Annotated in this window: 20 protein-coding genes; 7 read left to right on the plus strand and 13 right to left on the minus strand. The window is 63.3% G+C overall.

From position 1 onward, the window contains the following. Positions 1 to 16: 16 nt before the first annotated feature. The 3 genes from KUV49_RS05125 to KUV49_RS05135 form a co-directional block, all read right to left on the minus strand. Positions 17 to 1,342, minus strand: coding sequence for a TRAP transporter large permease subunit (locus tag KUV49_RS05125; protein WP_222451909.1), 1,326 nt, complete (start codon positions 1,340 to 1,342; stop codon positions 17 to 19). Then, entirely contained in the window at positions 1,339 to 1,872 is a 534-nt protein-coding gene (locus KUV49_RS05130; protein WP_222451910.1) for a TRAP transporter small permease subunit, read from the minus strand. The genes KUV49_RS05125 and KUV49_RS05130 overlap by 4 nt, the downstream gene beginning before the upstream one ends. A 210-nt stretch (positions 1,873 to 2,082) precedes the next feature. Further along, positions 2,083 to 3,123, minus strand: a complete 1,041-nt coding sequence (locus tag KUV49_RS05135) for a zinc-dependent alcohol dehydrogenase family protein (protein WP_222452087.1) — start codon at positions 3,121 to 3,123, stop codon at positions 2,083 to 2,085. An 86-nt stretch (positions 3,124 to 3,209) separates the two neighbouring features. Between KUV49_RS05135 and KUV49_RS05140 the strand changes: the two genes are divergently transcribed. Further along, complete coding sequence (locus KUV49_RS05140) at positions 3,210 to 3,974, plus strand: hydroxypyruvate isomerase family protein (protein WP_222451911.1); 765 nt, start codon at positions 3,210 to 3,212, stop codon at positions 3,972 to 3,974. A gap of 81 nt (positions 3,975 to 4,055) precedes the next feature. Then, entirely contained in the window at positions 4,056 to 4,523 is a 468-nt protein-coding gene (locus KUV49_RS05145) for a rhodanese-like domain-containing protein (RefSeq protein WP_222451912.1), read from the plus strand. A gap of 6 nt (positions 4,524 to 4,529) precedes the next feature. On the opposite strand, the gene mdoH is transcribed toward KUV49_RS05145, so the two are convergent. The 6 genes from mdoH to KUV49_RS05175 form a co-directional block, all read right to left on the minus strand. Continuing rightward, entirely contained in the window at positions 4,530 to 6,398 is a 1,869-nt protein-coding gene (gene mdoH, locus KUV49_RS05150; protein WP_222451913.1) for a glucans biosynthesis glucosyltransferase MdoH, read from the minus strand. Next, positions 6,398 to 7,930: a glucan biosynthesis protein gene (locus KUV49_RS05155; RefSeq protein ID WP_222451914.1), complete on the minus strand. Its 1,533-nt coding sequence runs from the start codon at positions 7,928 to 7,930 to the stop codon at positions 6,398 to 6,400. The genes mdoH and KUV49_RS05155 overlap by 1 nt, the downstream gene beginning before the upstream one ends. Then, positions 7,927 to 9,240 carry an OpgC family protein gene (locus tag KUV49_RS05160; protein WP_222451915.1) on the minus strand — a complete coding sequence of 438 codons (1,314 nt, stop codon included), beginning with the start codon at positions 9,238 to 9,240 and terminating at the stop codon, positions 7,927 to 7,929. Before KUV49_RS05160 ends, KUV49_RS05155 begins: the two co-directional genes overlap by 4 nt. 41 nt (positions 9,241 to 9,281) lie before the next feature. Beyond that, positions 9,282 to 10,649, minus strand: coding sequence for a tetratricopeptide repeat protein (locus KUV49_RS05165; protein ID WP_222451916.1), 1,368 nt, complete (start codon positions 10,647 to 10,649; stop codon positions 9,282 to 9,284). Between the two features lie 237 nt (positions 10,650 to 10,886). Continuing rightward, the gene (locus tag KUV49_RS05170; protein ID WP_222451917.1) at positions 10,887 to 12,509 is read right to left on the minus strand and encodes a thiamine pyrophosphate-binding protein; all 1,623 of its coding nucleotides are present in this window, start codon (positions 12,507 to 12,509) and stop codon (positions 10,887 to 10,889) included. A gap of 169 nt (positions 12,510 to 12,678) precedes the next feature. Beyond that, a complete protein-coding gene (locus tag KUV49_RS05175; RefSeq protein WP_222451918.1) occupies positions 12,679 to 13,635 on the minus strand; it encodes an HpcH/HpaI aldolase/citrate lyase family protein in 957 nt (318 codons plus the stop codon). Between the two features lie 143 nt (positions 13,636 to 13,778). Here KUV49_RS05175 and KUV49_RS05180 point away from each other — a divergent pair, with 143 nt between their 5' ends. The 4 genes from KUV49_RS05180 (at position 13,779) to KUV49_RS05195 (ending at position 18,075) form a co-directional block, all read left to right on the plus strand. Next, a complete protein-coding gene (locus KUV49_RS05180; RefSeq protein WP_222451919.1) occupies positions 13,779 to 15,065 on the plus strand; it encodes an MFS transporter in 1,287 nt (428 codons plus the stop codon). Between the two features lie 104 nt (positions 15,066 to 15,169). Beyond that, a complete protein-coding gene (gene dgcN / locus KUV49_RS05185) occupies positions 15,170 to 16,171 on the plus strand; it encodes an N-acetyltransferase DgcN (RefSeq protein ID WP_222451920.1) in 1,002 nt (333 codons plus the stop codon). 78 nt (positions 16,172 to 16,249) lie between these two features. Further along, positions 16,250 to 17,215 carry an N-acetyl-D-Glu racemase DgcA gene (gene dgcA, locus KUV49_RS05190; protein ID WP_222451921.1) on the plus strand — a complete coding sequence of 322 codons (966 nt, stop codon included), beginning with the start codon at positions 16,250 to 16,252 and terminating at the stop codon, positions 17,213 to 17,215. Further along, positions 17,212 to 18,075, plus strand: a complete 864-nt coding sequence (locus KUV49_RS05195; protein ID WP_222451922.1) for a D-amino-acid transaminase — start codon at positions 17,212 to 17,214, stop codon at positions 18,073 to 18,075. Before dgcA ends, KUV49_RS05195 begins: the two co-directional genes overlap by 4 nt. 151 nt (positions 18,076 to 18,226) lie before the next feature. On the opposite strand, the gene KUV49_RS05200 is transcribed toward KUV49_RS05195, so the two are convergent. The 4 genes from KUV49_RS05200 to KUV49_RS05215 are packed head-to-tail and all read right to left on the minus strand — an operon-like array spanning position 18,227 to position 20,912. After that, complete coding sequence (locus tag KUV49_RS05200; protein ID WP_222451923.1) at positions 18,227 to 19,399, minus strand: aminotransferase class V-fold PLP-dependent enzyme; 1,173 nt, start codon at positions 19,397 to 19,399, stop codon at positions 18,227 to 18,229. Between the two features lie 18 nt (positions 19,400 to 19,417). After that, positions 19,418 to 19,732 carry a DUF1244 domain-containing protein gene (locus tag KUV49_RS05205; protein ID WP_222451924.1) on the minus strand — a complete coding sequence of 105 codons (315 nt, stop codon included), beginning with the start codon at positions 19,730 to 19,732 and terminating at the stop codon, positions 19,418 to 19,420. A 22-nt stretch (positions 19,733 to 19,754) separates the two neighbouring features. Beyond that, the gene (locus tag KUV49_RS05210) at positions 19,755 to 20,096 is read right to left on the minus strand and encodes a 5-carboxymethyl-2-hydroxymuconate isomerase (RefSeq protein WP_222451925.1); all 342 of its coding nucleotides are present in this window, start codon (positions 20,094 to 20,096) and stop codon (positions 19,755 to 19,757) included. 45 nt (positions 20,097 to 20,141) lie between these two features. Beyond that, positions 20,142 to 20,912, minus strand: coding sequence for an N-formylglutamate amidohydrolase (locus KUV49_RS05215; protein ID WP_222451926.1), 771 nt, complete (start codon positions 20,910 to 20,912; stop codon positions 20,142 to 20,144). Positions 20,913 to 21,028: 116 nt separating this feature from the next. Here KUV49_RS05215 and pyk point away from each other — a divergent pair, with 116 nt between their 5' ends. Beyond that, the gene (gene pyk / locus KUV49_RS05220; RefSeq protein WP_152494166.1) at positions 21,029 to 22,474 is read left to right on the plus strand and encodes a pyruvate kinase; all 1,446 of its coding nucleotides are present in this window, start codon (positions 21,029 to 21,031) and stop codon (positions 22,472 to 22,474) included. Positions 22,475 to 22,488: the final 14 nt, after the last annotated feature.

Genomic DNA, 22,488 nt, shown 5'->3' on the forward strand with positions numbered 1-22,488 from the left:
TTTTCCATGGTTTGGTTTACTGAGTGTAAATGACGTCGGGCAGCCACGTGACCAGTGCCGGGAACACGGCCACCAGCACGCACATCACGACGATCAGGGCGATGAACGGCAAGACGCCGCTGATGATCGAGCCGGTGCGAAGCTCCGGTGGCGCAATGGCCCTGAGGTAGAACAGCGCATATCCGAATGGCGGGGTCAGGAACGAGGTCTGCAGAACGACCGCCATCAGGACGACGAACCACAGCAGGTTCACATCGGGCATTTCCTGGATGATCGGCAGAAAGATCGGAAAGGACAGCAGCACGATCCCGGTCCAGTCGAGGAATGCGCCAAGGATGAACACGATCACCATCATCATTGTGATCAGAATCCAGGGTTCCATGTCGAGGGTGCGAATGATCTCCTGCGTCGCGCGCAAGCCGCCGGTGATGTTGAAGACGCCGGTAAACGCCGTCGCCCCGACCACGATGAACAGGATCATCGCAGAGGTACGCCCGGTTTCAAGCATCGCGCCGTAGAAGCTGCCAAGCTGGAACCGGCCCCGCGCGATCACGATGAGAAGGGCCAGGGCGGCGCCGATTGCCGACGCTTCGGTTGCCGTGGCGATCCCCGCCAGAAGAGAGCCGAGGATGCCGAAGATCAGGACCAGCGGCGGCAGCGCCTCGACCAGCAGCATCCGAAGAAGGGTCGAGCGCTCGACCTTCTCGTCGGGCTCTACCGCCGGGGCAAGATCCGGTCGCAGGACGGAAATGATGTAGACGTAGACCGCATAGCTCAACCCGAGAAGGACACCGGGAATCATGGAACCTGCAAACAGCTCGCCAACGGAAAGGGGTGAATAGCTGGCCATCAGGATCAGCATGATCGACGGCGGAATGAGGATGCCGAGACAGCCCGAGGCGGCAATAACCCCGGCCGTCAGCGAAGGTGCATACCCGTATTGAAGCATTGGACGCAGGGCCATGACGCCCATCACCGTGATCGAGGCTCCGATGATGCCCGTGGTGGCGGCCAGAAGAATCGAGATGAAAACGACCGCCAGGGCGAGCCCGCCCCGGACCTGGCTGAGCAGCAGGCGCAGGGTTTCGAACATTCGGTCCGTCACGCCGGAATCCGAAAGAAACCGAGCCATCAGGACAAACAGCGGAATGGCGATAAGCGTGTAGTTGTCCAGGACATCACCGAAAATGCGGTTGATGACGATGCCCAGAACCATGGGCTTGCCGGCTATGATCGCAGTCAGCACGGCCGTCCCGCCCAGAACGAATGCCAGAGGATGACCGAGGAACAGGCCCGCGAGCAGCAGGCCGAACATCAATACCGCGATGTACTCGGGATTCATTGATGGCCCTCCTGCCGGTCGAACATGATCTTGAGGACTTCCGAGATGCCCTGTAGCAGCAAGAGGCCTGCCGCTGCGCACATCGCCAGCTTCAGCGGATAAACCGGCATCTGGATGGCGCCGTATGTCACTTCACCCTGCGCGAAGGAGCGCATTGCAAACTCCCACGAGCGGGTCAGAAAGACCCAGGCGAACGGGAAGAAAAAGACAACGTATCCCACGAGGCTGATGATGCGTTGCGCACCATAGCCAAACCGTTCCGTCAGGATATCGACCCGGACATGCGCGTTGTGCCGCAAGGCGTAGCCCCCAAGCAGAACGAAGTAGAAGCCGAACAACTGTTTCGAGACATCAAAGGCCCAGCGGGTCGGTTCGCTGAACACGTAGCGCAGAACGACGTCGTAGATGATGATTGCGGCGAAAGCGATGGCAAGAACCGAAACGATCCTCCCGACGATTTCATTCAAGCTATCAATGGCACGCACCAAGAACACAGAACTGTCTCCTCCCGAGTGATCCGCGAATGTCATGGTGCCTGGAAACCATGATCCCCGTGTCGGGTCAGACCATCGGATAAACCACATAGAAGTGCAAGTAATCGCGTCAAGTTATATAAGATCATGTTTTCATTTCAAAAATCATATTGACCTTGCGCCGCAATGGCTTTGGCCAGCAAGGCGCACAGGTTGTCACCCGGGGAGTCGCGCCTATCGGACCGCGCCGGCCGCGGCGGGCAAAGATCAGAATTCAGTGATCACAGTGGCGCCGACGCCGGCAAAGCTGTCCATTTCCGTGAGAGCACCGATGGAGGCTTCGAGCGTGATGAGATCGCCGATCAGTTTTTCCGGGGTCAAGACGCCCGATTGGATCATTGCCAGCATCGCGTCATAGCGGTGTGCCTGCATGCCGTGACTGCCCAGGATTTCCAGCTCGTCGCCGATGACCCGGGCCATAGGGGCGGCGGGCGTGGCCTGATCCGCCAGAAGCAACCCAACCTGCACGTGCCGTCCGCGCTTCCTCAGGTTCATGACGGAGTTGAAGAAGGTCGTGGGATGGCCGAGCGCGTCGAGCGAAACATGCGCGCCGCCGCCGCTGATGTCGCGGACGGCGCTGACCACATCCTGAACCTTGGTGGCATTGACGGTGTGGGTCGCGCCGCAAGCCTTGGCCTGCGACAGTTTCTCGTCCGTAATGTCGATGGCAACGGTTTGCGCGCCGATCGCGCGCGCGATCATCAATGCGGACAGCCCGACGCCGCCGCATCCATGCACCGCAACCCATTCGCCCGCACGCGTGCGTCCCTGGTCGACGACCGCGCGAAAGGCTGTCGCGAAACGGCACCCCAGGCTCGCCGCGGTCTCGAAGGACAGGGTATCGGGCAGGGCGACAAGGTTCAGATCGGCCTGGGCAATGGCCACGTACTGAGCGAACGAGCCCCAATGGGTGAACCCCGGCTGGAACTGTTGGTGGCAGACCTGCTGGTGGCCCGCATGGCATTCGGGGCACGCGCCGCAACCGCCGACGAAGGGAACTGTCACCCGGTCTCCCACCTTCCAGCGGGTGACGTCAGGCCCGGTGGCGACGACGCGCCCCGCAAGTTCGTGGCCGGGCACATGCGGCAGGGTGATATCGGGATCATGGCCCATCCAGCCGTGCCAATCGCTGCGGCAGACGCCGGTTGCGCCGACCTCGATCACCACGCCTTTCGCGTCGGGTTTCGGGTCAGGAACCGTCACGATTTCCGGTCGCGCCCCGAAGGCCTCGAACATCACGGCTTTCATGCTGTTTTCCCTTCTGCGCAGGAGTGATCTATACTGGCGGTCTAGCAGGTCGCATTCGACTGCAACAGCCGATAGAGACATCTTCGATGCCACGTTTTTCCGCCAACTTGGGGTTCCTGTGGACGGGTCTGGACCTGCCGCGAGCGATTGATGCCGCGGCGAAGGCCGGGTTCGACGCGGTCGAGTGCCATTGGCCCCATGAGACGCCGCCAAAGAGCCTCCGTGCTGCGTTGGATGCCACCGGGTTGCCGCTTCTGGGGCTGAATACAACGCGCGGCGACCACGAGAAGGGCGATTTCGGTCTGACCGCCGTTCCCGGCCGCGAGGCCGAGGCGCGCGACGCGATCGACGCGGCCCTGGTCTACGCCGAGATCGCAGGCGCCGAGGCGGTTCATGTTATGGCGGGCACGGCAAAGGGCCAGGCGGCGGAAAAGACGTTTCGCGACAACCTGGAATATGCATGTGATCGGGCACGCGACCGAATGATCCTTATCGAGCCGATCAACCCGTTCGATGCCCCGGGCTATTTTCTTCAATCGCCGGACCACGCGCGGCGTGTGATTGCGGATGTGCGCGCGCCGAACCTCAGGATGATGTTCGATTGCTACCACGTGGGCAGGCTCGGACAGGACGTTCTGATGCAGTTGAACGACGTGCTCGAGCATGTCGGACACATCCAGGTGGCGGCGGTGCCCGATCGCGGCCCGCCTGACCATGGCACGCTCGACTACGCGGCGCTGTTCCGTGAGATAGATGCGCTGGGCTGGGAGCGACCGCTCGGCGCAGAGTACAAACCGGAAGGCGACACGGAGGCGACCCTTGGCTGGTTGGCCCGCACCAAGGCGCTGTAACATCTCATTACGCCAGCCGGCTCGCCCATGACAGGTGACAGCGCGCGGCGTATGATGGATGCAATCAGCGAGGACGAAATGATGCCCGGAACGCCCAAGCGGACCATGTCGCGACGGACCGTCATTGGCGCGGGCCTGATTACGGCGGCCGCTGCCGGCGCGGGATACCGCGTTGCGTCACATCAGCGCTTCGATGGATCGGAGCTTTCCGTACGAGACGCCTTTGAAGCGGCGCAGGCCGGAGATGTCGTTCTGGTCGATATTCGCACGCCCGAGGAATGGCGTGAGACCGGCGTCGGGCAGGGCGCGCACCCGATTGACATGCGCCGCAGCGATTTCATTGCAGCTCTCGACAGTTTGACGGGCGCGCGGAAACACGCGCCGGTCGCCTTGATCTGTGCACGAGGTGTGCGGTCCGCCAGGTTGGGACGCGCCCTGGTGAATGCAGGTTACACGAATATCGTGAACGTGCCGGAAGGTATGCTCGGTTCCCGCGCCGGGCCCGGCTGGATTGCCAGCGGACTTCCGGTCACGAGCTACGAGGGCTGAGCCGCGCTATTCCGCGGCCTGTTGGCTCGATGCCTTGCCCTCCAGCGCCAGCTTCAGTTCCGCGCGGTAGTGCCGCGCCGCCTGGGTGATTGGCGGTTCGCGCCACAGTTCCTTTGTGCCCATCCACTTGGACACCAAACCTTTCAGCGAAACGCCACTCAGCGCCGAAAGCGGCACTGCAAGCAAGAGGCTGACGGCGATTGGCAGAAGCCAGAGCGACACCACACCGGCCGCCATGCCCGCCACCAGAAGCACACCGCTGACCGTTTCCAGGGCATGGCAGATCAGCAGAGTGCCAAGACCGTAGCGACCGCCCTCGCGTTGCTGTGGGCTCCACCCGCTTTGCAGGCCGAAGACCGTACGGAACACGGCGATCATCTGCTGCACCATAAGGATCGGGGCATAGGCCACCGAAAGCGCCAGTTCCGAGAGGAACGACAGGGCAAAGCGCCAGGCACCGCCATACTCGGCGAAGCGCGAGCGGGTCAAAGGCACCACGAGAATCCCCAACAGCTTGGGCGCCAGCAGCAGTGAATACATCAGCGCGATGATCAGCACGTGCCGCGCCTCGGTCATCTCGGGCCAGGTCGGCATCAGCGGGTTGTCGGGACGGAAATAGGTCAGCACCGACTTGTCGCCGCCTTGCCCCATCAAAGCCCACATGACCAACAGAGCGAACCAGATCGGCGAGGCGAGATAGCTCATCGCGCCGTGGAACATGTGAAAGCGCGAGGCGGTGCGCAGCCCGCGCGTGGACAAGAGGCGCAAGTGTTGCAGGTTGCCTTGGCACCAGCGGCGGTCGCGCTGGATATGGTCGATCAGCGTCGGAGGCGTTTCCTCGTACGAACCACGGATGCGCGGCAGCACCCGCACGCCCCAGCCGGCGCGGCGCAACAGGCCCGCCTCGACGAAATCGTGGCTCATGATCAGTTGATCGCGCCCGGTGAAGGACCGCAGATGCGGCAGGCCCGCACTGGCCGCAAAGGCCTCGGTTCGGATGATCGCGTTATGGCCCCAGTAGTTGCCTTCCTGCCCGGTCCAGCGCGCCAGGCCCTCGGCCAGGGCGGTTCCGTACACGCCGTTGGCGAATTGCTGCATCCGGGAAAACACGGTGTTGGCGCCGATAAGCTGAGGACAGCTTTGGATCAATCCTGCACCGGGATCCTGTGCCAACGCGTCGGTCAGCCGGCCGATGGCGCGACCGGACATCAGGCTGTCCGCGTCGAGAACCAGCATCGCGGGCCAGTCCGCGCCCCAGTTCTGCACCCAATCCGTGATGTTGCCGACCTTACGATCGGTGTTTTCGGCCCTGCGCCGGTAGTAAATCTTCAGCCCCGGCGACAGCGTGGCCTGCAACGCGCGAATACTGTCCTGTTCCGCCTCGGCAATCGCGTCGTCGCGCGTGTCGCTGAGGATGAACATGGCATAGTCGTGCGGGCCGCCGCGTGCGCGCAACTCTTCAAGCATGGACCGCGCGTTGCCCAGAACGTACCACGGCACCTCGTTGTAGATCGGCATCAACAGCGCAACCTTGAGCGGCCGGGGATGGCCCGGACGTTTCAGCGCCTGGGTCAGGGACCCCAGGCCCAGCGTCACGGTCGTCACCGTCAGGCAAAGCCAGAAGACATTGAACGACATGAGGCCCAGAAGCGTCGCTTCAATCAGCGTCAGACCGGCATCTCCGAGCCAGTCCCACATGATCCAGATAAATCCGATTGTCGCGAAAATCGCGGGTATGAAGACGACGCAGCGCCACAGCGTAACGTTTTCCCCGGGCTGGGCGGGGGGCGCCTTGGGATCGGCATAGATCGCGTCTAGGTCCTGTTCGGGCATCTCCAGGGGCGCGCGCGGCGGCATTATCCGAAGATCGTTCATTATGCAGTCCACCTGTAAAGCCACACCTCGGAGGCGTTTTGCCCGTCCTTGCGCAATTGCGCGCGCAATTCGACGTGCCGCCGTTCGCCCGGTTCGAAGTTGAACGCGAGGCGAAGCCCGCCTGTCGACGGGTTGCGTTGCAGGACGCCCTCACTGACCTCGACATGCGGTGAAAACGTATGAACGTCGATCGCATCCGGTCCTTCGTCAAATAGCGGGCTGTCCTCGAAATCAATAACGACGACGCGGCCTTCGGCGAAGGCCCGCTTACCCATCGCTGTATTCAGAACCCTTGGAAGATCGCGATGCACCGGGGCGTCGGCACTCCAGGTCAATCGATAGGCCAGGTCAACCTGCGACCCTGCGGACATCGGATTTGCAGGACGCCAATAGGCCACGATATTGTCGTAGATCTCTTCTTCGGTCGGAATCTCTACCAGGGTGACGGCACCGGGCCCCCAGTCGCCCTTCGGTTCGACCCAAAGACCGGGCCTGTTGTGGTAAAGCGCTTCGAGGTCCGCGAAATCGGACAGCTTGCGCGCCCTCTGCATCAGCCCGAAACCGCGCGGGTTCGTGTCGCCGAAGCTGGACACCTGAAGCTGCAAGGGGTTGGCGAGGGGCCGCCAGATCATCTCTCCATTGCCGTTCAGCATCAGCAGCCCGTCGGTGTCGTGCACGGCGGGGCGGAAATCGTCAAAACGGCTGCGGTTGGTCTGGTCGTAGAGGAACATGGACGTCAACGGCCCAATGCCGACATTGTTCAATTCGACACGCGGAAAAAGCGTGGCCTCGACCTCCATCACGCTGGCCGGTCCGGGCGTGATGTCGAAGCGATAGGCGCCCGACACGCTGGGGCTGTCCATCAGCGCATGGACGACCATGTTTGCCTGGTCCGGTCCGGGCGCTTCCAGCCAGAACTGGATGAACTCGGGGAATTCCTCGCCTTCGGGGTCGGCGGTGTTCACAGCCAGGCCACGACCGGACAATCCGTAGGTCTGGCCGATGCCGATGGCTCGGAAGTAGCTGGCGCCCTGAAAGACGCAGAACTCGGTCTTGTACTCGGGGTGTCCCAAATCGGTGCGCAGGCGGATGCCGGAAAACCCCAGGCTTTCGCCCGTCTTGGTCAGGTCCGGCACCAGGTCCCCCTTGTCGAACATCGCAAGGTCGAACGGCACCGGGTGCGCCATGCCGTCTTCGACCGTGAAGACCTTGACGGCGCGCGGGAAATAAAGGCCCGGGGCGAAGAAATCTATGTTGTAGGACCGACCCGTGTCCGCCCAGAGCGCATGGTCGCGGGGGAACCGGATGTCGCGATACTGATCGTAGGTCAGGGCGCGCCAATCCTCCGGCACCGTTTCACGCGGTGTGTAATCCTGCTGCGACCTCTGACGCGCCAGCTCGATCACCATCTCGCGGCTGAACGGCACGGGTTCGTCGGTGGCGGCAGCTTGACGTGCCGCGACGGGCCACAGGGCCGACGCCGCAACTCCGCCCAGAAGCTGGCGACGCGAAAGCGAGAGAAGTCGGTTCATATCGGCGACCTTGTGGGTTTGCGGGGTTTCCACGGCGTCGACTTGAACCATGCCGCCGTGTAGGCGCAGGCAACGAGCAAGCCGAAACCAACCAGATTGACGAACGCATTGGTCCAGGGATTGCGGACAAGATCATCTCCGTCCAGCGTCGACGTCTCGTCGAGCCATACCCCCAGGAACCGGGCGAGCAGCATCGAGAACACGAACACGGCAAGCGATTGCTGGCCGACCTTCATGATGATGTTGTTGACCACCCAGGACCAGACCTGACCGACCCGCAGGTACTTGCCGCCTTCGCCGACGGCGACCCATCCGAGATAGCCAAGCGCAAGCATGTGCAGATAGCGAAACAGGCCGAACTCCGTCTTGCTGCGCAGGACGCCGAAGTCGCGGTAGGTATCCCATTGCCAACTGCGGATCGTATCCGCCCACCAGGCCGGCTGCCAGTCGTAGGCGCGCATCCCGACGGATGAAAAGACGAAGGAAAAAAGCACATACGCAATCGCGATGCCGATCAGGGTCATGTTGACCGGCGGACGCGGCACCCAGCCGATCATCAAGGCAAACCCGGTAAAGAAACACAGCTGCCAGCCGAACGGGTTGAAGAACCACGGGCGTTCATCCTGGCCCTCCGGAAACCAGAGCTGTGCGGGAAGCTGCAGCGGCGTGACATCCGTGTCGCTGAAAAGCTCGAGCATCTCGACATTGGCGGTGCACCAGATCAGGACGCTTGCGCCCAGGACTGCCATCGGGTGCAGGCGCGACAGGGCCATCATGAACGGGATCATCGCGAGGATTGCCAGGTACATCGGCAGGATGTCGAAGTAGTTGGGCACATAGGTCAGCGTCATGAGGCCGATCATGTTGCCTTCGATGTTGTCCAGGAACGGCGGCAGGTTCAGCTGACTGACGTAGTCGCGCAGGGTAAAGCCCAAGTACGGCAGCGCCAGCATGCAGGTCAGGACGACGAAGAAAAGACCTATGTGGGCCCAGTAGACCTGCCAGACGCGAAAGGCGATCCGGGCGCTTCCCAGCGCCAGCCCCTTGGTCTGGAACAGTCTGCCGAAGGCGATGGCCGACGCCATGCCAGAGCAGAACACGAACATCTCGGTCGCGTCGGAAAATCCCCAGCGTGCCGGGATCCACTTTGTCCAAAGGTTGCCAGGGGTATGCGCCAGAAGGATGATGAACATCGCAATGCCGCGGAAGAAATCCAGCCGCGGGTCACGCACCGTGGCCGCAGGTGTCGCACTGACAGCTGGGGCCTCGACAGTTTCTTGATAATCGGATGATGGCGAAATTGCCGCCATGGCTTTGGTCTTTCTGTTCTGATCCGGGAATCGATTTTGGTCTATTCGGCCGGTACGGAGGTTGAGTCATACGCAGTTCGGCCTGACGCGATAAGCGCGCGACGGTTGGCGGCGTATCCGTCTTCGCGCCCCGCGCGCTTGGACTGACGATCATCTAGGATTGCTTCCGCCTGATCCAAGTACCCGGCGCGGATTCCTGCATCTATTGTCATGCGTTCGAACACATCGCGCTGGGCATGGCTGCCTCCGGCGCGGTGCATCCCGTCGCGGGCCTGGGCGAGATTGGCAAACGCCTCGTCGAACCGCGCCTCGCCAAACGCTTCAAGGCCCTGTGCCGCGGCGACGCCCGGGTCGCTCATGCGGCTGCCGATCTCGCAATTCGACTTGGCGTCCTTCGCGATGCGTTGCACCAGGCGTGCGGTTGCGTCGGGTTTCCTGTCGCCGGTCAGGGCCATCAGGTAATGCAGGTCGGCGAAGATCAGGCAGCCATCCTCTGTCCGGGTCGCGCAGATATCGGACAGCTCTTCCCACCTGTCGCCGACATTCACGCCTTCCAGTTCCAACCGCATCAACAGGGACGTCGCGTTTGATATGTCGCGGTAATCGTCTGTCTGATCGTTGCGTATCTGGGTGTCATAGAGATCGAGCACCGTATCCAGCTGCCCGAGGTCAAGATGCATCAAGGCCTTGTGCCACCACACATGGTACCGAAAGTTGTTGCAATGCGACCAGGCAGCCTCGCGCCCCGTCAACCAGTCGAGCCCTTTTCGGGAGTTCGCAGTCATATCGTGAACATGGGCGACCGCGTGCAGGCCCCAGGCGTCGTCCGGCGCCATCCAGAGCGCCTGTCGTCCCGCGATCTCGGCCTTTTCGTAGTCGCCGGTTTCCTCGAGGGCGAAGGCATGACAGCCCAGCAGGTAACCGCGGGCGGCATGGTCGGTGCCGTAGGCGGGCAAGACCCGCTCGATCGAGTGCCGCATCCCGGTGGCGTCGCCAAGTACGAAGCGCACCGCGTGGCTGAGCTTCATCGCCAAGGCGTCCTGGGGATGGGTCTGCAGGATATCTTCGAAAAGCGCTACAGCCCCACTGGGGCTGCCGTCCAGCCAGGCGCCTAGCGCATCGACATACTTGCGTTCCCGGGCGGTGGCGTCGTTCTGGGCAAGCTCGCCCCGTGCGGTCACGTAGGCCTCCGTCGCGATCTCGAGCAACTCCCGCCGGCCCAACAGAACGTAGAACAGACCTTTCAGCGCGTGGGCGTGCGCAAAGCCTGGCGCGACCTCCAGAACCTTCCCGAGGTGCTCGGGCGTCACGGCGGCATGGGCGAGGAAACCCAGCATCGTGTCGTTCCACGCGAGCACCGCCTTTTCGTGACTCAGGCTGGTCGGAGTTCCGAAGATATCGAATTTCATTGCCACTTCCGTTGCTGCCGCGAGTCCAACCCGCTGCACTTGCTTAACAAAAAGGTAAGTCAGTCACATAACGGTATCGGTTGCGCTAACGTATTGGTGAAGCTTCGTGTAGAGTGTCTGATGGGCCCATGCGGAATTTCGCCTAAAAAATCGAACCATTCGGCGGATTTACCCCGAAAGGCGGGTCTTGGCGCCGGATTTTTCAGCAAATGTTACACGGCAAAGGTGCCGAAGCGCCTAGATTCGGCCGTCATAGCCCCCCGGCTCGATCTCGGCGGCGATCACGCTGAACGTGTCGCAGCGAAGTGCCTCTTGAAGAGCTGTGCGCAATTCGGCTCGTGTGCGCACCGTGTGGCCCGCGCCGCCGAAAGCGCGCCCCATCGCCGCGAAATCGTGTCGTGCGAAGTCGACACCCTTGTTGGCCAACTGCCGCTGGCGCTGCTTCAGCTCGATCAGCGCCAGGCTTGCATCCACGAAAACCAGAAAGACGGGCGTCAGTCGCAGTTCGGCGGCGGTTGCCAGTTCCCCGGCAACCATGAGAAATCCGGCATCGCCGGAAAAGCTGACCACAGGTCTGTCGGGCTCGGCAATCTTCAGGCCCATCGCCATCGGGATGGCGCACCCCATGGTGCAAAGCGCCGAGGACTGGATCAGTCCGCGCGGTTCGGTGCAGCGCCACATCTGGCTGAGAAGGATGCGATGGGCGCCGCTATCGGCGGTGGCCAACGTGTCGTCGGGCATCACCGCGCGGGTTTCGGCGATGACGCCGGCAGGGCCCCATTCGTCGGTATCGGGGAAGGCGCCCGCCAGGGCCTTTCGCGCAGCCGCGGGTTCGTCGTCGGGCCAGGTCGCGCCGACGGGCGTGCCCTGGGCCAGCATCTCCAGCGTCTCGCCGGTATGTCCGACGAAGTTCAAGGAGGCCTGGTGCATGTAATGCGTGTTCGGCACGGCGGCGATGTCGATCACCGTCTGGCGGGCGGGATCAAACGCGTTGCGCCAGCCCGTGCGCATCTCGATGGGGTCGTATCCGATGCAGAGCACCAGATCGGCCTTTGCGATCAACGGCAGCAGATGCGTGTCCGCAAGCGGCGACAGGCCCGCACCGCCAAGGCAAAGCGGGTGGTCCTCGGGCAGCACGCCCTTTGCCTTGTAGGTCGTGACGAAAGGTATGCCGAACTGTTCCAGAAACGCGCGCAGGACGGTGTGCGACCCGTCTTGCAGGACATCGAGGCCGACTACGGCGATCGGGCGGGAGGCCGTGGCAAGCGCCTCGCGGGCGCGGGCCGCGTCGGCGCCGGAGGCCGCGGCCGGCGACGCTGGCACACGCAACGGACGCGGCGTGTCGGCGGGCACCTGAGCATCCGCCACGCTGATCGGGACGTCGATATGCACCGGGCCGCAGCGCGGCTCGGTCGCGATGGCGACGGCCTTGTCGGCGATGATACCGGCGCCCGCGGCGGTCAGCTCGAACGTGGCCTTGGTGATGGGGCGGAAGACCGCGCGATGATCGAGGATCTGGTGGGTATAGGTCAGCGCCTCGTCGGCATCGACACAGCCCGAAAGCACGATCATCGGCACGCGATCCTGCTCTGCGTTGGCGACCACGTTGACCCCGTTCATCGCGCCGGGTCCGACGGTGGCCACCAGGATTGCGGGTGCGCCGTCGCGGTGATGCACGGCTTCGGCAATGAACCCACCGGCATTCTCGTGCTTGACCAGGGTGAAACGAATGCCGGCCTTTTCCAGCGCGTCGACGAGTGTCAGCACTTCGCCCCCGGGCATACCGAACGCATGGCGGCACCCGGCCTGATACAGGCGCAGGGCCAGGACGTCGGCGGCCCGTAGCGGTGAGTTGGTCATGGTCTGTCCCCGAGGTCTGTCGTCATTGACATGGACCCTAGCCACATTCGCAACACCGTGTCCCGCGGCTTTTGCGCAAGTTGCATCACAGCTGCGTCAGTCTTTCCAGTTTGCAAAAGAAAACGGCCCCCGTGCTGCCGGAGGCCGTCCTTGAGAGCGTCAAGACGTGTCAGTCTTCGATCATTTCTGCCGATTTGACGATGACCTCGGCCTGCTTGATCGAGGCGATGTCGATCAGGCGGCCCTTGTAGGTGGTCGCCCCAAGGCCCTTTTTCTTGGCTTCTTCCATGGCCTCGAGGATCTCGCGCGCCTCGGTGACGGCTTCCTCGGTGGGGGTGAAGATCTCGTTGCACGCCTCCACCTGGCTGGGGTGGATCGCCCATTTCCCGACCATGCCCTGCGTCAGGACACGCAATGCCTGCGCGCGGAAGCCTTCGGGGTCGGAAAAGTCGCCGAACGGGCCGTCGACCGGCAACAGGCCGTGGGTGCGGCAGCAGGCGACGATCTTGGCGGTGGCCCAGTGCCACGGATCGACCCAGTAATTCTCGCCCTTGCGGTGCATGTAGTAGTTTTCCTGCGTGCCGCCGATGCCGGTGGTCTGCATCCCCATGTAGGCGGCGAAGTCGGCGGCGCCGAGGCTCATCGCCTCCATCCGGGGGCTGCCCTTGGCGATATCCTCGACATGGCAGATGCCCATGGCGGTTTCGATGATGCACTCGAACGCGATGCGCTTCTTATGACCCATGGCCATCTCGATCGAGCTGACCAGCGCGTCGACGGCATAGATATCATCACCCGAGCCGGCCTTGGGGATCATGATCATGTCGAGACGACCGTTGGTCTGCTCCAGCAGATCGACCACATCCTTGTACCAGTACTGGGTGTCGAGGCCGTTGATGCGCACGCTGAGGGTCTTCTTGCCCCAGTCGATGTCGTTGATCGCCTCGATCGCGTTCTTGCGGGCCTGATCCTTGTCCGAGGGCGCCACGGCATCTTCGAGGTCGAGGTTGACGACGTCGGCCTTGGACTTGGCCATCTTCTCGAACAGGCTGGTGTTCGAGGCCGGTCCGAAGAGTTGGCAACGGTTGGGGCGCGCGGGCGCCGGAGGTTGCGGGCGGAAACTCATTTTGTGATCCTTTGGTCAGATTGTTGCGAAACCACGTCGCAGACCAGCTATAAAATTGCGCGGACAATGGCAAGCAGATGACAACGACCTGCATGCGTCGCAAACGCGCGGTCACGGCATCGCCCACCGATTAGCATGGCCGCATGAGACGCGCGTTGGTCGAAAACTGGGCCCTGTTCCTGGGCATGACGATGCTGATGGTGGCCAACGGGCTGCTGGTGACGTTGCTGACCATTCGCGGGGCGGGAATCGGATTCTCGGATTTTTCCATCGCGATGATGCAGGCCTGCTATCCCCTGGGGGCGTTGGCCGGTACGATCATCACGCCGCGACTGATCGAGAAGGTGGGCCATATCCGTGTCTTTTCGGCGCTGGCCTCGATGGTGTCCGTCGCCGCGATTGCGCATCTTCTGACCAGTGATCCGGTCAGCTGGAGTGTCATGCGCCTGTTGGCGGGGTTCTGTTTCCCGGGTCTCTACGTGATCACTGAAAGCTGGTTGAATGCCAAGGCCGAGAACCGGCTGCGGGCGCAGATCCTGTCGGTCTATTTCATCATCCAGACGGCCGGGCCGGCGCTGGGGACCGCGATGGTGGGCTTGCCCGATCCGACGGGTAACATGCTCTTCGGGTTGGCCTCGATCCTGCTGTCGGTGGGATTCGTGCCGCTGCTCCTGTCGAACAATCGTGCCCCGGAGTACACCGCGCCCGAGCGGATGCCGGTGGCCAGACTATACCGTGTGTCGCCGATGGCGGTGCTGGGAATCGTGATCATGGGTGGGGGCGTGGTTTCGTGGTTCATCGCTCTGCCGCTCTATGCCTTGCGCAGCGGGTTTTCCGACGCGCAGGCGTCGGGGGCGCTCGTTGTCGCGATGATCGTGGCGGCGTTCGTGCAATATCCGGTCGGCTGGATTGCGGACCACGTGGACCGGCGTTTCGTGGTCATGGGGTTGGCCTTGATCACCGCGGCGGCGGCGCTCTGGATGGCGGTGGATACGGCGCCGTCGCGGATCGTGCTGGGCTTTTCGGTGATCGCGGCGGTGTCCTTGCCGGTGTATTCCGTGCTGGCGGCGCACGCCAATGACCACCTGAGCCCCGGGCAGATCGTGGCTGCAAGCGGAACGATGGCGTTTCTGCTGCAACTGGGACAGTTCGGTGGCATGTTGGTGGGTCCGAACCTGATTTCGATGATCGACGGGCGGGGACTGCAACTGTTCATCCTGGCGACAAGCCTTGTGGTCGCCGCAATCGCCGTTGTCCGCAGGGTTTCGTCCGAGCGGCCGGAAGAAACAGGGTCGGTGCAGGCGATGGGCGTCCTCGGGGTGCCGCAACCGGGCCTGTTGCAGGCCGAGGCCGTGTCGGAGGAAATGGAAGAGCGGGCGGAGGCGCCCGACCCTTCGACGCAAGAATCTGCTGAAAAATTCGCAGGATGACAGGGAATCTTGCCGGTCTTCCCTGGAGGCTCGTCAATTCGGTATGAATTTTCGGGTAACTCGGTGCACCATTCCGCAGAACCGATTCTGGAAAGGACCAAAATATGATCGAGACCCCGTACCTGTTGTTTCTGGGTGATGCCCCCGACATGCTGGCCGCGAAAGTGGCAATCGGCATAAGGGACTGGCGACCGGAATACGCGGTGGGGCAGATCCGGCTGCCGGGGTGCGGCGCCGACCTTGGCCTGACGGACATGACCCTGGCCGACGCGAGGGACGCCGGCGCCAAGACGCTGGTGATCGGCGTGGCGAACCGCGGTGGCGTGATCTCGGACAAATGGAAGGCCGTGCTGCTGGAGGCGCTGGCGATGGGCTATGACATCGCGTCGGGCCTGCATAACCTGCTGAAACACGAGGATGACCTCGTGGCGGCGGCAGAAGAGCATGGCCGCACGCTGCACGATGTGCGGGTGCCGTCGGTGCGCTATCCGATCGCGGATGGCAAGAAACGCACCGGCAAACGCTGCCTTGCCGTGGGCACCGATTGCTCGGTCGGCAAGATGTACACGGCGATGGCGATGGAGCGCGACATGCAGGAGCGCGGCATGAAGGCCTCGTTCCGTGCCACCGGGCAGACCGGCATCCTGATCACGGGCGACGGCGTGCCGCTGGACGCGGTGATTGCCGATTTCATGGCCGGGTCGATCGAATACCTGACGCCGGACAACGACGAGGATCACTGGGACCTGATCGAGGGGCAGGGGAGCCTGTTTCACGTATCCTATTCCGGTGTGACCATGGCGCTGATCCATGGCGGCCAGCCCGATGCGCTGATCCTGTGCCATGAGCCCACGCGCACGCATATGCGGGGCCTGCCGGATTACAGCCTGCCCAGCCTTCAGACGCTGCGAGACACCGCGCTGCCGCTGGCGCGGATCGCCAACGCGGAGTGCCGCGTCGTCGGCGTTTCGGTCAACACCCAGCATATGAGCGAAGACGACGCCAGGGCGTATCTCGCCAAGGTCGAGGACGAGATGGGGCTGCCCGCGACCGACCCGTATCGCTTTGGCTCGGCCAAGCTGGTGGACGCGCTGGAGCAATTCTGATGCAACCGCCTTGGCTGGTGGCGTCTGTTGGATGCCTCCGGCGGGGATATTTCTGGCCAGAGGAAGGGGCAGTTGTCGATGCAGATTTCCGTGACGCGCGATGTGTTCAAGCTGGCGCAGGTGTTCACCATCAGCCGGGGCTCGCGCACCGAGGCGAAGGTGCTGACCGTGCGCGTGACCGAAGGCGGCGTCACCGGGTGGGGCGAATGCGTGCCCTATGCGCGGTATGACGAGACGCTGGACAGCGTGACGGCGCAGATCGAGAGCCTGCCCGAGGAAGTTTCGCGCGAAAAGCTTTACGAACTGTTACCGGCGGGCGCGGCGCGGAACGCGGTGGATTGCGCGCTGTGGGATCTGCAGGCGAAACAGGCCGGAAAGCGGGTCTGGGAGCTGGCCGGATTACCCGCGCCGGGGCCCGAGATCACGGCCTATACGCTGTCGCTGGACGACCCCGAGAAGATGCGGGAGCAGGCGGCGAAGAATGCCCATCGGCCTTTGCTGAAGATCAAGCTGGGCACGCCCGATGACATGCCGCGTCTGGAGGCGGTGCGCGCCGGCGCGCCCGAGGCAAAGATCATCGTCGACGCCAACGAGGGATGGAGTGCCGAGGTCTATGCCGACCTTGCGCCGCACCTTCAACGCCTGGGCGTGGCGCTGGTGGAACAGCCCTTGCCGGCGGCCGAGGATGACGCGCTCCTGGGTGTGGAACGGCCCGTGCCGGTTTGCGCCGACGAGAGCTGTCATGACCGCGCCACCCTGCCCAAGCTGAAGGGCAAGTACGACATGGTGAACATCAAGCTGGACAAGACCGGCGGGCTGACCGAGGCGCTGGCGCTGCGCGAAGCGGCGCTGGCCGAAGGCTATGACGTGATGGTGGGCTGCATGATCGGATCGAGCCTGGCGATGGCGCCCGCGGTGCTGGTGGCGCAGGGGGCGTCGGTGACCGACCTTGACGGCCCGCTTCTGTTGGCCGAAGACCGGGACGAACCTTTGATTTTCGACGCGGCCGGGGTGCATCCGCCGGTGGCCAAGCTATGGGGATGACGATGCGGACTGTGTATGTGAATGGCGATTACCTGCCTGAAAACGAGGCGAAAATCTCGATCTTCGACCGGGCGTTCCTGATGGGCGACGGTGTCTACGAGGTGACCAGCGTGCTGGACGGCAAGCTGATCGATTTCGAGGGGCACAATCGCCGGCTGCAACGGTCGCTGGACGAGCTGGACATGCCGCACCCGGAGGTGATGGGCGATCTGCTGGACATCCACCGCGAGCTGGTGCGGGTGAACGAGATCGAGGACGGGCTGGTTTACCTTCAGATCACGCGGGGCGCGCCGGGCGACCGGGACTTTGCCTATCCGGATCCCGACACGCCGCCGACCGTGGTTCTGTTCACCCAGTCCAAGCCCGGGCTGGCCGACAATCCGGTGGCGAAAAAAGGTATCAAGATCATCACTGTAGAGGATATGCGCTGGGGCCGTCGGGACATCAAGACGACGCAGCTTCTGTATCCGTCGATGGGCAAGATGATGGCCAAGAAGGCGGGGTGCGACGATGCCTGGATGGTGCAGGACGGGTGTGTGACCGAAGGCACGTCGAACAACGCCTATATCGTCAAGGACGGCAAGATCATCACCCGCGCGCTGTCGAACGACATCCTGCACGGGATCACCCGCGCCGCCGTGCTGCGCTTTGCCGAGGAGGCGCAAATGCAGGTGGAGGAACGGAATTTCAGCGTCGAGGAAGCCAAGGAGGCCGACGAGGCGTTCGTCACCTCGGCCAGTGCTTTCGTGATGCCGGTGGTGGAGATCGACGGGTCCCGTCTGGGGGACGGAAATCCGGGGTCGGTGGCGACGCGGTTGCGCGAAATCTACATCGAGGAAAGCCGGAAGGTCGCTGTCTGAGCGAATCGAAGGTTAACGCGGCGGAAAGGCCCGAATTGGGACGTCGGTATCGCGTCGGTATCCCGGTGGTATGCCGACGGTGCCTTTTTTCGAGTCCTGGCAGGTTAAGGGATCGCGCGCAGAGACGTCTTTGCTGACGGCTTTGCCGGGGTCAAAGCGCCGCAACAGCGGCGGCGAAACGGTTGATCTCGTCCTCCGTGTTGTAGGCGTGAACCGAGGCGCGGGCGAGGTGATCGAGGCCGCGGGCGCCGAGATCGAGCTGGGCGCTGGTGCGATTGGAAACGGAGATGTTGATATTCCGTGCCCGCAAGGCGCCGGTCATCTCGCGCGGCGTCCGGGCGTCATGGGTGAAGGTCACGATGCCGCATTTGCGCTGGCCCAGATCGTGGACCGTCACGCCGGGGATGTCGCGAAGCGCGCTGCGCAGGGCCTCGCCCAGTTCGGCGATGCGGGCCTTGATGGCGGGCAGTCCGATCTCCCGGGCATAGCGGACGGCGGTGCCGAGGGCGATCTGGCCGGCGACATAGCGCTCCCAGTTTTCGAAGCGCTTGGCATCGGAGGCGAGTTCATAGCTGTCAGGGCCGGTCCAGGTGGCTGAGAGCAGGTCGATGAAGGGCGGATCGAGACCCTCGATCAGACCTTCGCGGACATAGAGAAACCCGGTGCCGCGCGGGCCGCGCAAATACTTGCGGCCGGTGCCAGAGAGCATGTCGCAGCCGAGCTTTTCGACATCGAGGTCGATCTGGCCCGCCGACTGGCAGGCATCCAGCAGGTAGGTCAGGCCATGGTCGCGGGCGATGCGCCCGACCTCTTCTGCGGGGTTCACGAGGCCACCCTGCGTGGGGACGTGGGTGAGGGCGATGAGACGCGTTTTGGGCTGGATCAGAGACTGAATCGCGTCGACATCGACCTGGCCCGAGGCGTCGGACGGGATGAGGTCGATTTCCAGCCCGCGGCGCTGGGCCTGAAGCAGCAGGCCGAGATAGTTCGACACGTATTCCGAGGCATGGGTGAGGATCCGGTCGCCGGGCTGCAGGGGCAGGCTGAAGAAGGCCATGTCCCAGGCGCGGGTGGCGTTCTCGACATAGGCGATCTCGGATGGCTTGGCGTTCAGCAGGGCCGCCGTCTCGGTGTAGAAGGCGTCGGCCTTTGGTTTCGCCTCGGCATGGGCCTCGTACCCGCCGATTGTCGCTTCGAGCGCCAGATGATCCTGAAGCGCCTGCTGCACCGGCAACGGCATCAGCCCCGCCCCCGCATTGTTGAAGTGCAGGAGTGTTTCGCAGGCCGGAGTGTCGGCGCGCAGGCGGGCGATGTCGAGCGTCATGGGTTCATGTCTTGGGGCTCAGGTCTTGGGGCCCACGTTTTCGGCAAAGGACTTGTCGAAGGCCGCTTTCTTGTCGTCCGACGCGTCGGTCTGGTAGTTCGCTTTCCACTCGTCCATCGTCATGCCGTAGAAGATTTCGCGCGCCTCGTCCTTGGTCATGTCGATTCCGCGTTCGTTCGCGGCCTCCTGGTACCAGCGGCTGAGGCAGTTGCGGCAGAAGCCGGCGAGGTTCATCATGTCGATGTTCTGCACGTCGGTGCGCTTTTCCATCAGGTGCTCGCGCAGGGTGCGGAACGCGGCGGCCTCGAGTTCGAGGCGGGTCTGGTCGTCCATTGTTCGGGTCTCCCTTATTCGGTCAGAGCATACGCTTCATATAGGGCTGTTGGATATCATCCAAGCGGACGGTCAGGCTGCCGACGTCCGGCAGGTGCGCCTGAAGCGTGTCCAGCACCAGTTGGGCGAGTTCCGTGCGGACCTCGTCACTGCGGCCGGGCAGGAGAAGCAGCGTGGCGTGGGCGAAGGTTTGCGGCTCGACCCCGATGCGCGAGGCGGTGGCGGCGAGGGTGCGGGTGCGGACCGTATCGGGTGCGGTGACGCTGTGGTGATCCGCAAATTTCTGCCACAACGCGCCGCAGAGGGCCTGAAGGTCGTGGCTGTCTTCCAGGCCGCTGGAATGTTCGATGACGATGTGCGGCACGCGCGCCTCCTCTCGGTCGGTGAATGTGGCGGTTTCTTGATGAAATCACCCGGATTGCAGTGAAACAGTCTCTGAATCGACCCCGGCATAGCCTGCCGCCTCGACCAGCATGGGGGCGAGGCGCCGGGCCCAGGCGGTTTGCTGGTCTTCGGTGACGATGAGGTCGTTGCGCAGCTCGATCAGGGCATTGAGACGCTGGTAGGCGATGCCGTGACGGGCGATGGCGTCGCCGGGCAGATGGCCGCCATAGGGTTCGTTCTCGCCCACGCAGATGTCGGGATCCTGCGCCATGCGGTTGATCAGCGGGCGGGTCAGACGTTCGTCCGTGGCATAGAGCACGCCGATGTGCCAGGGCCGGGGCGGGCGACCCTGCAGCTGGCGCGTGAAGGAGTGGATCGAGACGATGATCGTGTCGTCCTGCCGCCCGGCCAATCGAGCCAATTCGCTGTGATAGGGTCTATAGAGCGCGTTCAGGCGCTCTTCGATATCGGCCGGGCCGACATGGCGGTTGGCGGGGATGATAGTGCCATCATAGAGCTTCATCACCAGGGTCGGATCATCCTCGCCCCGGTTGGGGTCGATCACCAGGCGGGAAAAGTTGGTCATGATGCAGGGCGCGTCGAGCGCACGGGCCAGCGCCCGGGCCACCCCGGCGGCGCCGGGATCATAGGCGATGTGGCGGGCCATATCCGCCGGGTCGAGCCCGAGCGAACCGCCGTTCACGAAGGGCGGCACGGTGTTGGCGGCATGGTCGCAGGTGACGAGCCAGCGGGTGGGGCGATCTGCCCCTTCGGTGAAAAACGGTCGATATGTCATGGTGATGTCATCTCTTGCCCGCCACTTTTATGTCAGTTGTCATGGAATGGGAATTAAGTAATAACCCTGCGTAAGTTTAGCGCTAACGCCGGCTGGACAATAAGGTAAGGACAGACATGAGACGCTATCGCAATGTGAAGATCGTGGCCACGCTGGGCCCGGCATCGGACACCTATGAGACGATCCGGGCTCTGCATGAGGCGGGGGCGGATGTGTTCCGGCTGAACATGAGCCACGGCACGCAGGACGATATCCGCGCCAAGCACGAGATCATTCGGAAGGTCGAGCAGGACCTGGACAGTCCGATTGCCATCCTGGCGGACCTGCAGGGGCCGAAGCTGCGGGTCGGGCCCTTCAAGAACGGGTCGGAAGAGCTGGAGGAGGGCGCGTCGTTCCGGCTGGACCTGGATGATGCAGAAGGCACGATCGACCGTGTGAACCTGCCGCATCCCGAGATTTTCCAGGCGCTGAAACCCGGCGCGCGATTGTTGGTCAATGACGGCAAGATCCGCCTGAAGGTCACCAAATGCGGCAATGACTATGCCGAAACCGAGGTTGTCACCGGCGGCACGATTTCCGACCGCAAGGGTGTGAACGTGCCTGACGTGGTGCTGCCGCTGGCCGCGCTGACCGATAAGGACCGCGCCGACCTGGAGTTCGCCTGCGAGCTGGGCGTGGACTGGCTGGCGCTGAGCTTCGTGCAGCGGGCGCGGGACGTGATCGAGGCGAGCGCGCTGGTGCGCGGGCGCGCGGCGATCATGGTGAAGGTGGAAAAACCGTCGGCGGTGACGGATTTCGATGCCATCCTGAAAGAGGTTGACGGGATCATGGTGGCCCGCGGCGACCTGGGCGTGGAACTGCCGGTGCAGAACGTGCCGCCCTTGCAAAAGCGGATGGTGCGCAAGTGCCGCGCGGCGGCCAAGCCGGTGATCATCGCCACGCAGATGCTGGAGTCGATGATTTCCAGCCCGATGCCGACCCGCGCCGAGGTCAGCGACGTGGCCACGGCGATTTACGAGGGCGCGGACGCGATCATGCTGTCGGCGGAGTCGGCGGCGGGCGAGTACCCGATCGAGGCGGTGCAGACGATGGACAACGTGGCCCGCGAGGTCGAGGAGGATCCGACCTATACCGAGATCATCGAAGCCTCGCGCAAGGCCGACCGCACCACGGTGGCCGACGGGATCGTCGCCGCGGCTCGGGAAATCGCGGAAACCACCGATGTGGCGGCGATCTGTTGCTTTACGCAAAGCGGCACGACCGCGCTGCTGACCGCGCGGGAGCGGCCGCGCGTGCCGATCATCGCCATGACGAACGTGCGCGACACGGCGCGGCGGCTGTCACTGAACTGGGGCACCGACTGCGTCATGACGCCGGAACTGTCGCGGTTCAAGATGGCGGTGCAGAACGCCACGCGCGCCGCGCTGAAGCAGGGATACGCCACCGAGGACGACCTGGTGATCGTCACCGCGGGCGTGCCGTTCAACGTGCCGGGTACGACCAATATCCTGCGGGTAGCGCCCTGTAATCAAAAGGAACTTTCTTCGACTGACCAAGACTGAACTGGGCTATACTC

It is taken from the genome of Roseovarius atlanticus, from assembly GCF_019802205.1.
Lineage (GTDB): Bacteria > Pseudomonadota > Alphaproteobacteria > Rhodobacterales > Rhodobacteraceae > Roseovarius > Roseovarius atlanticus_A.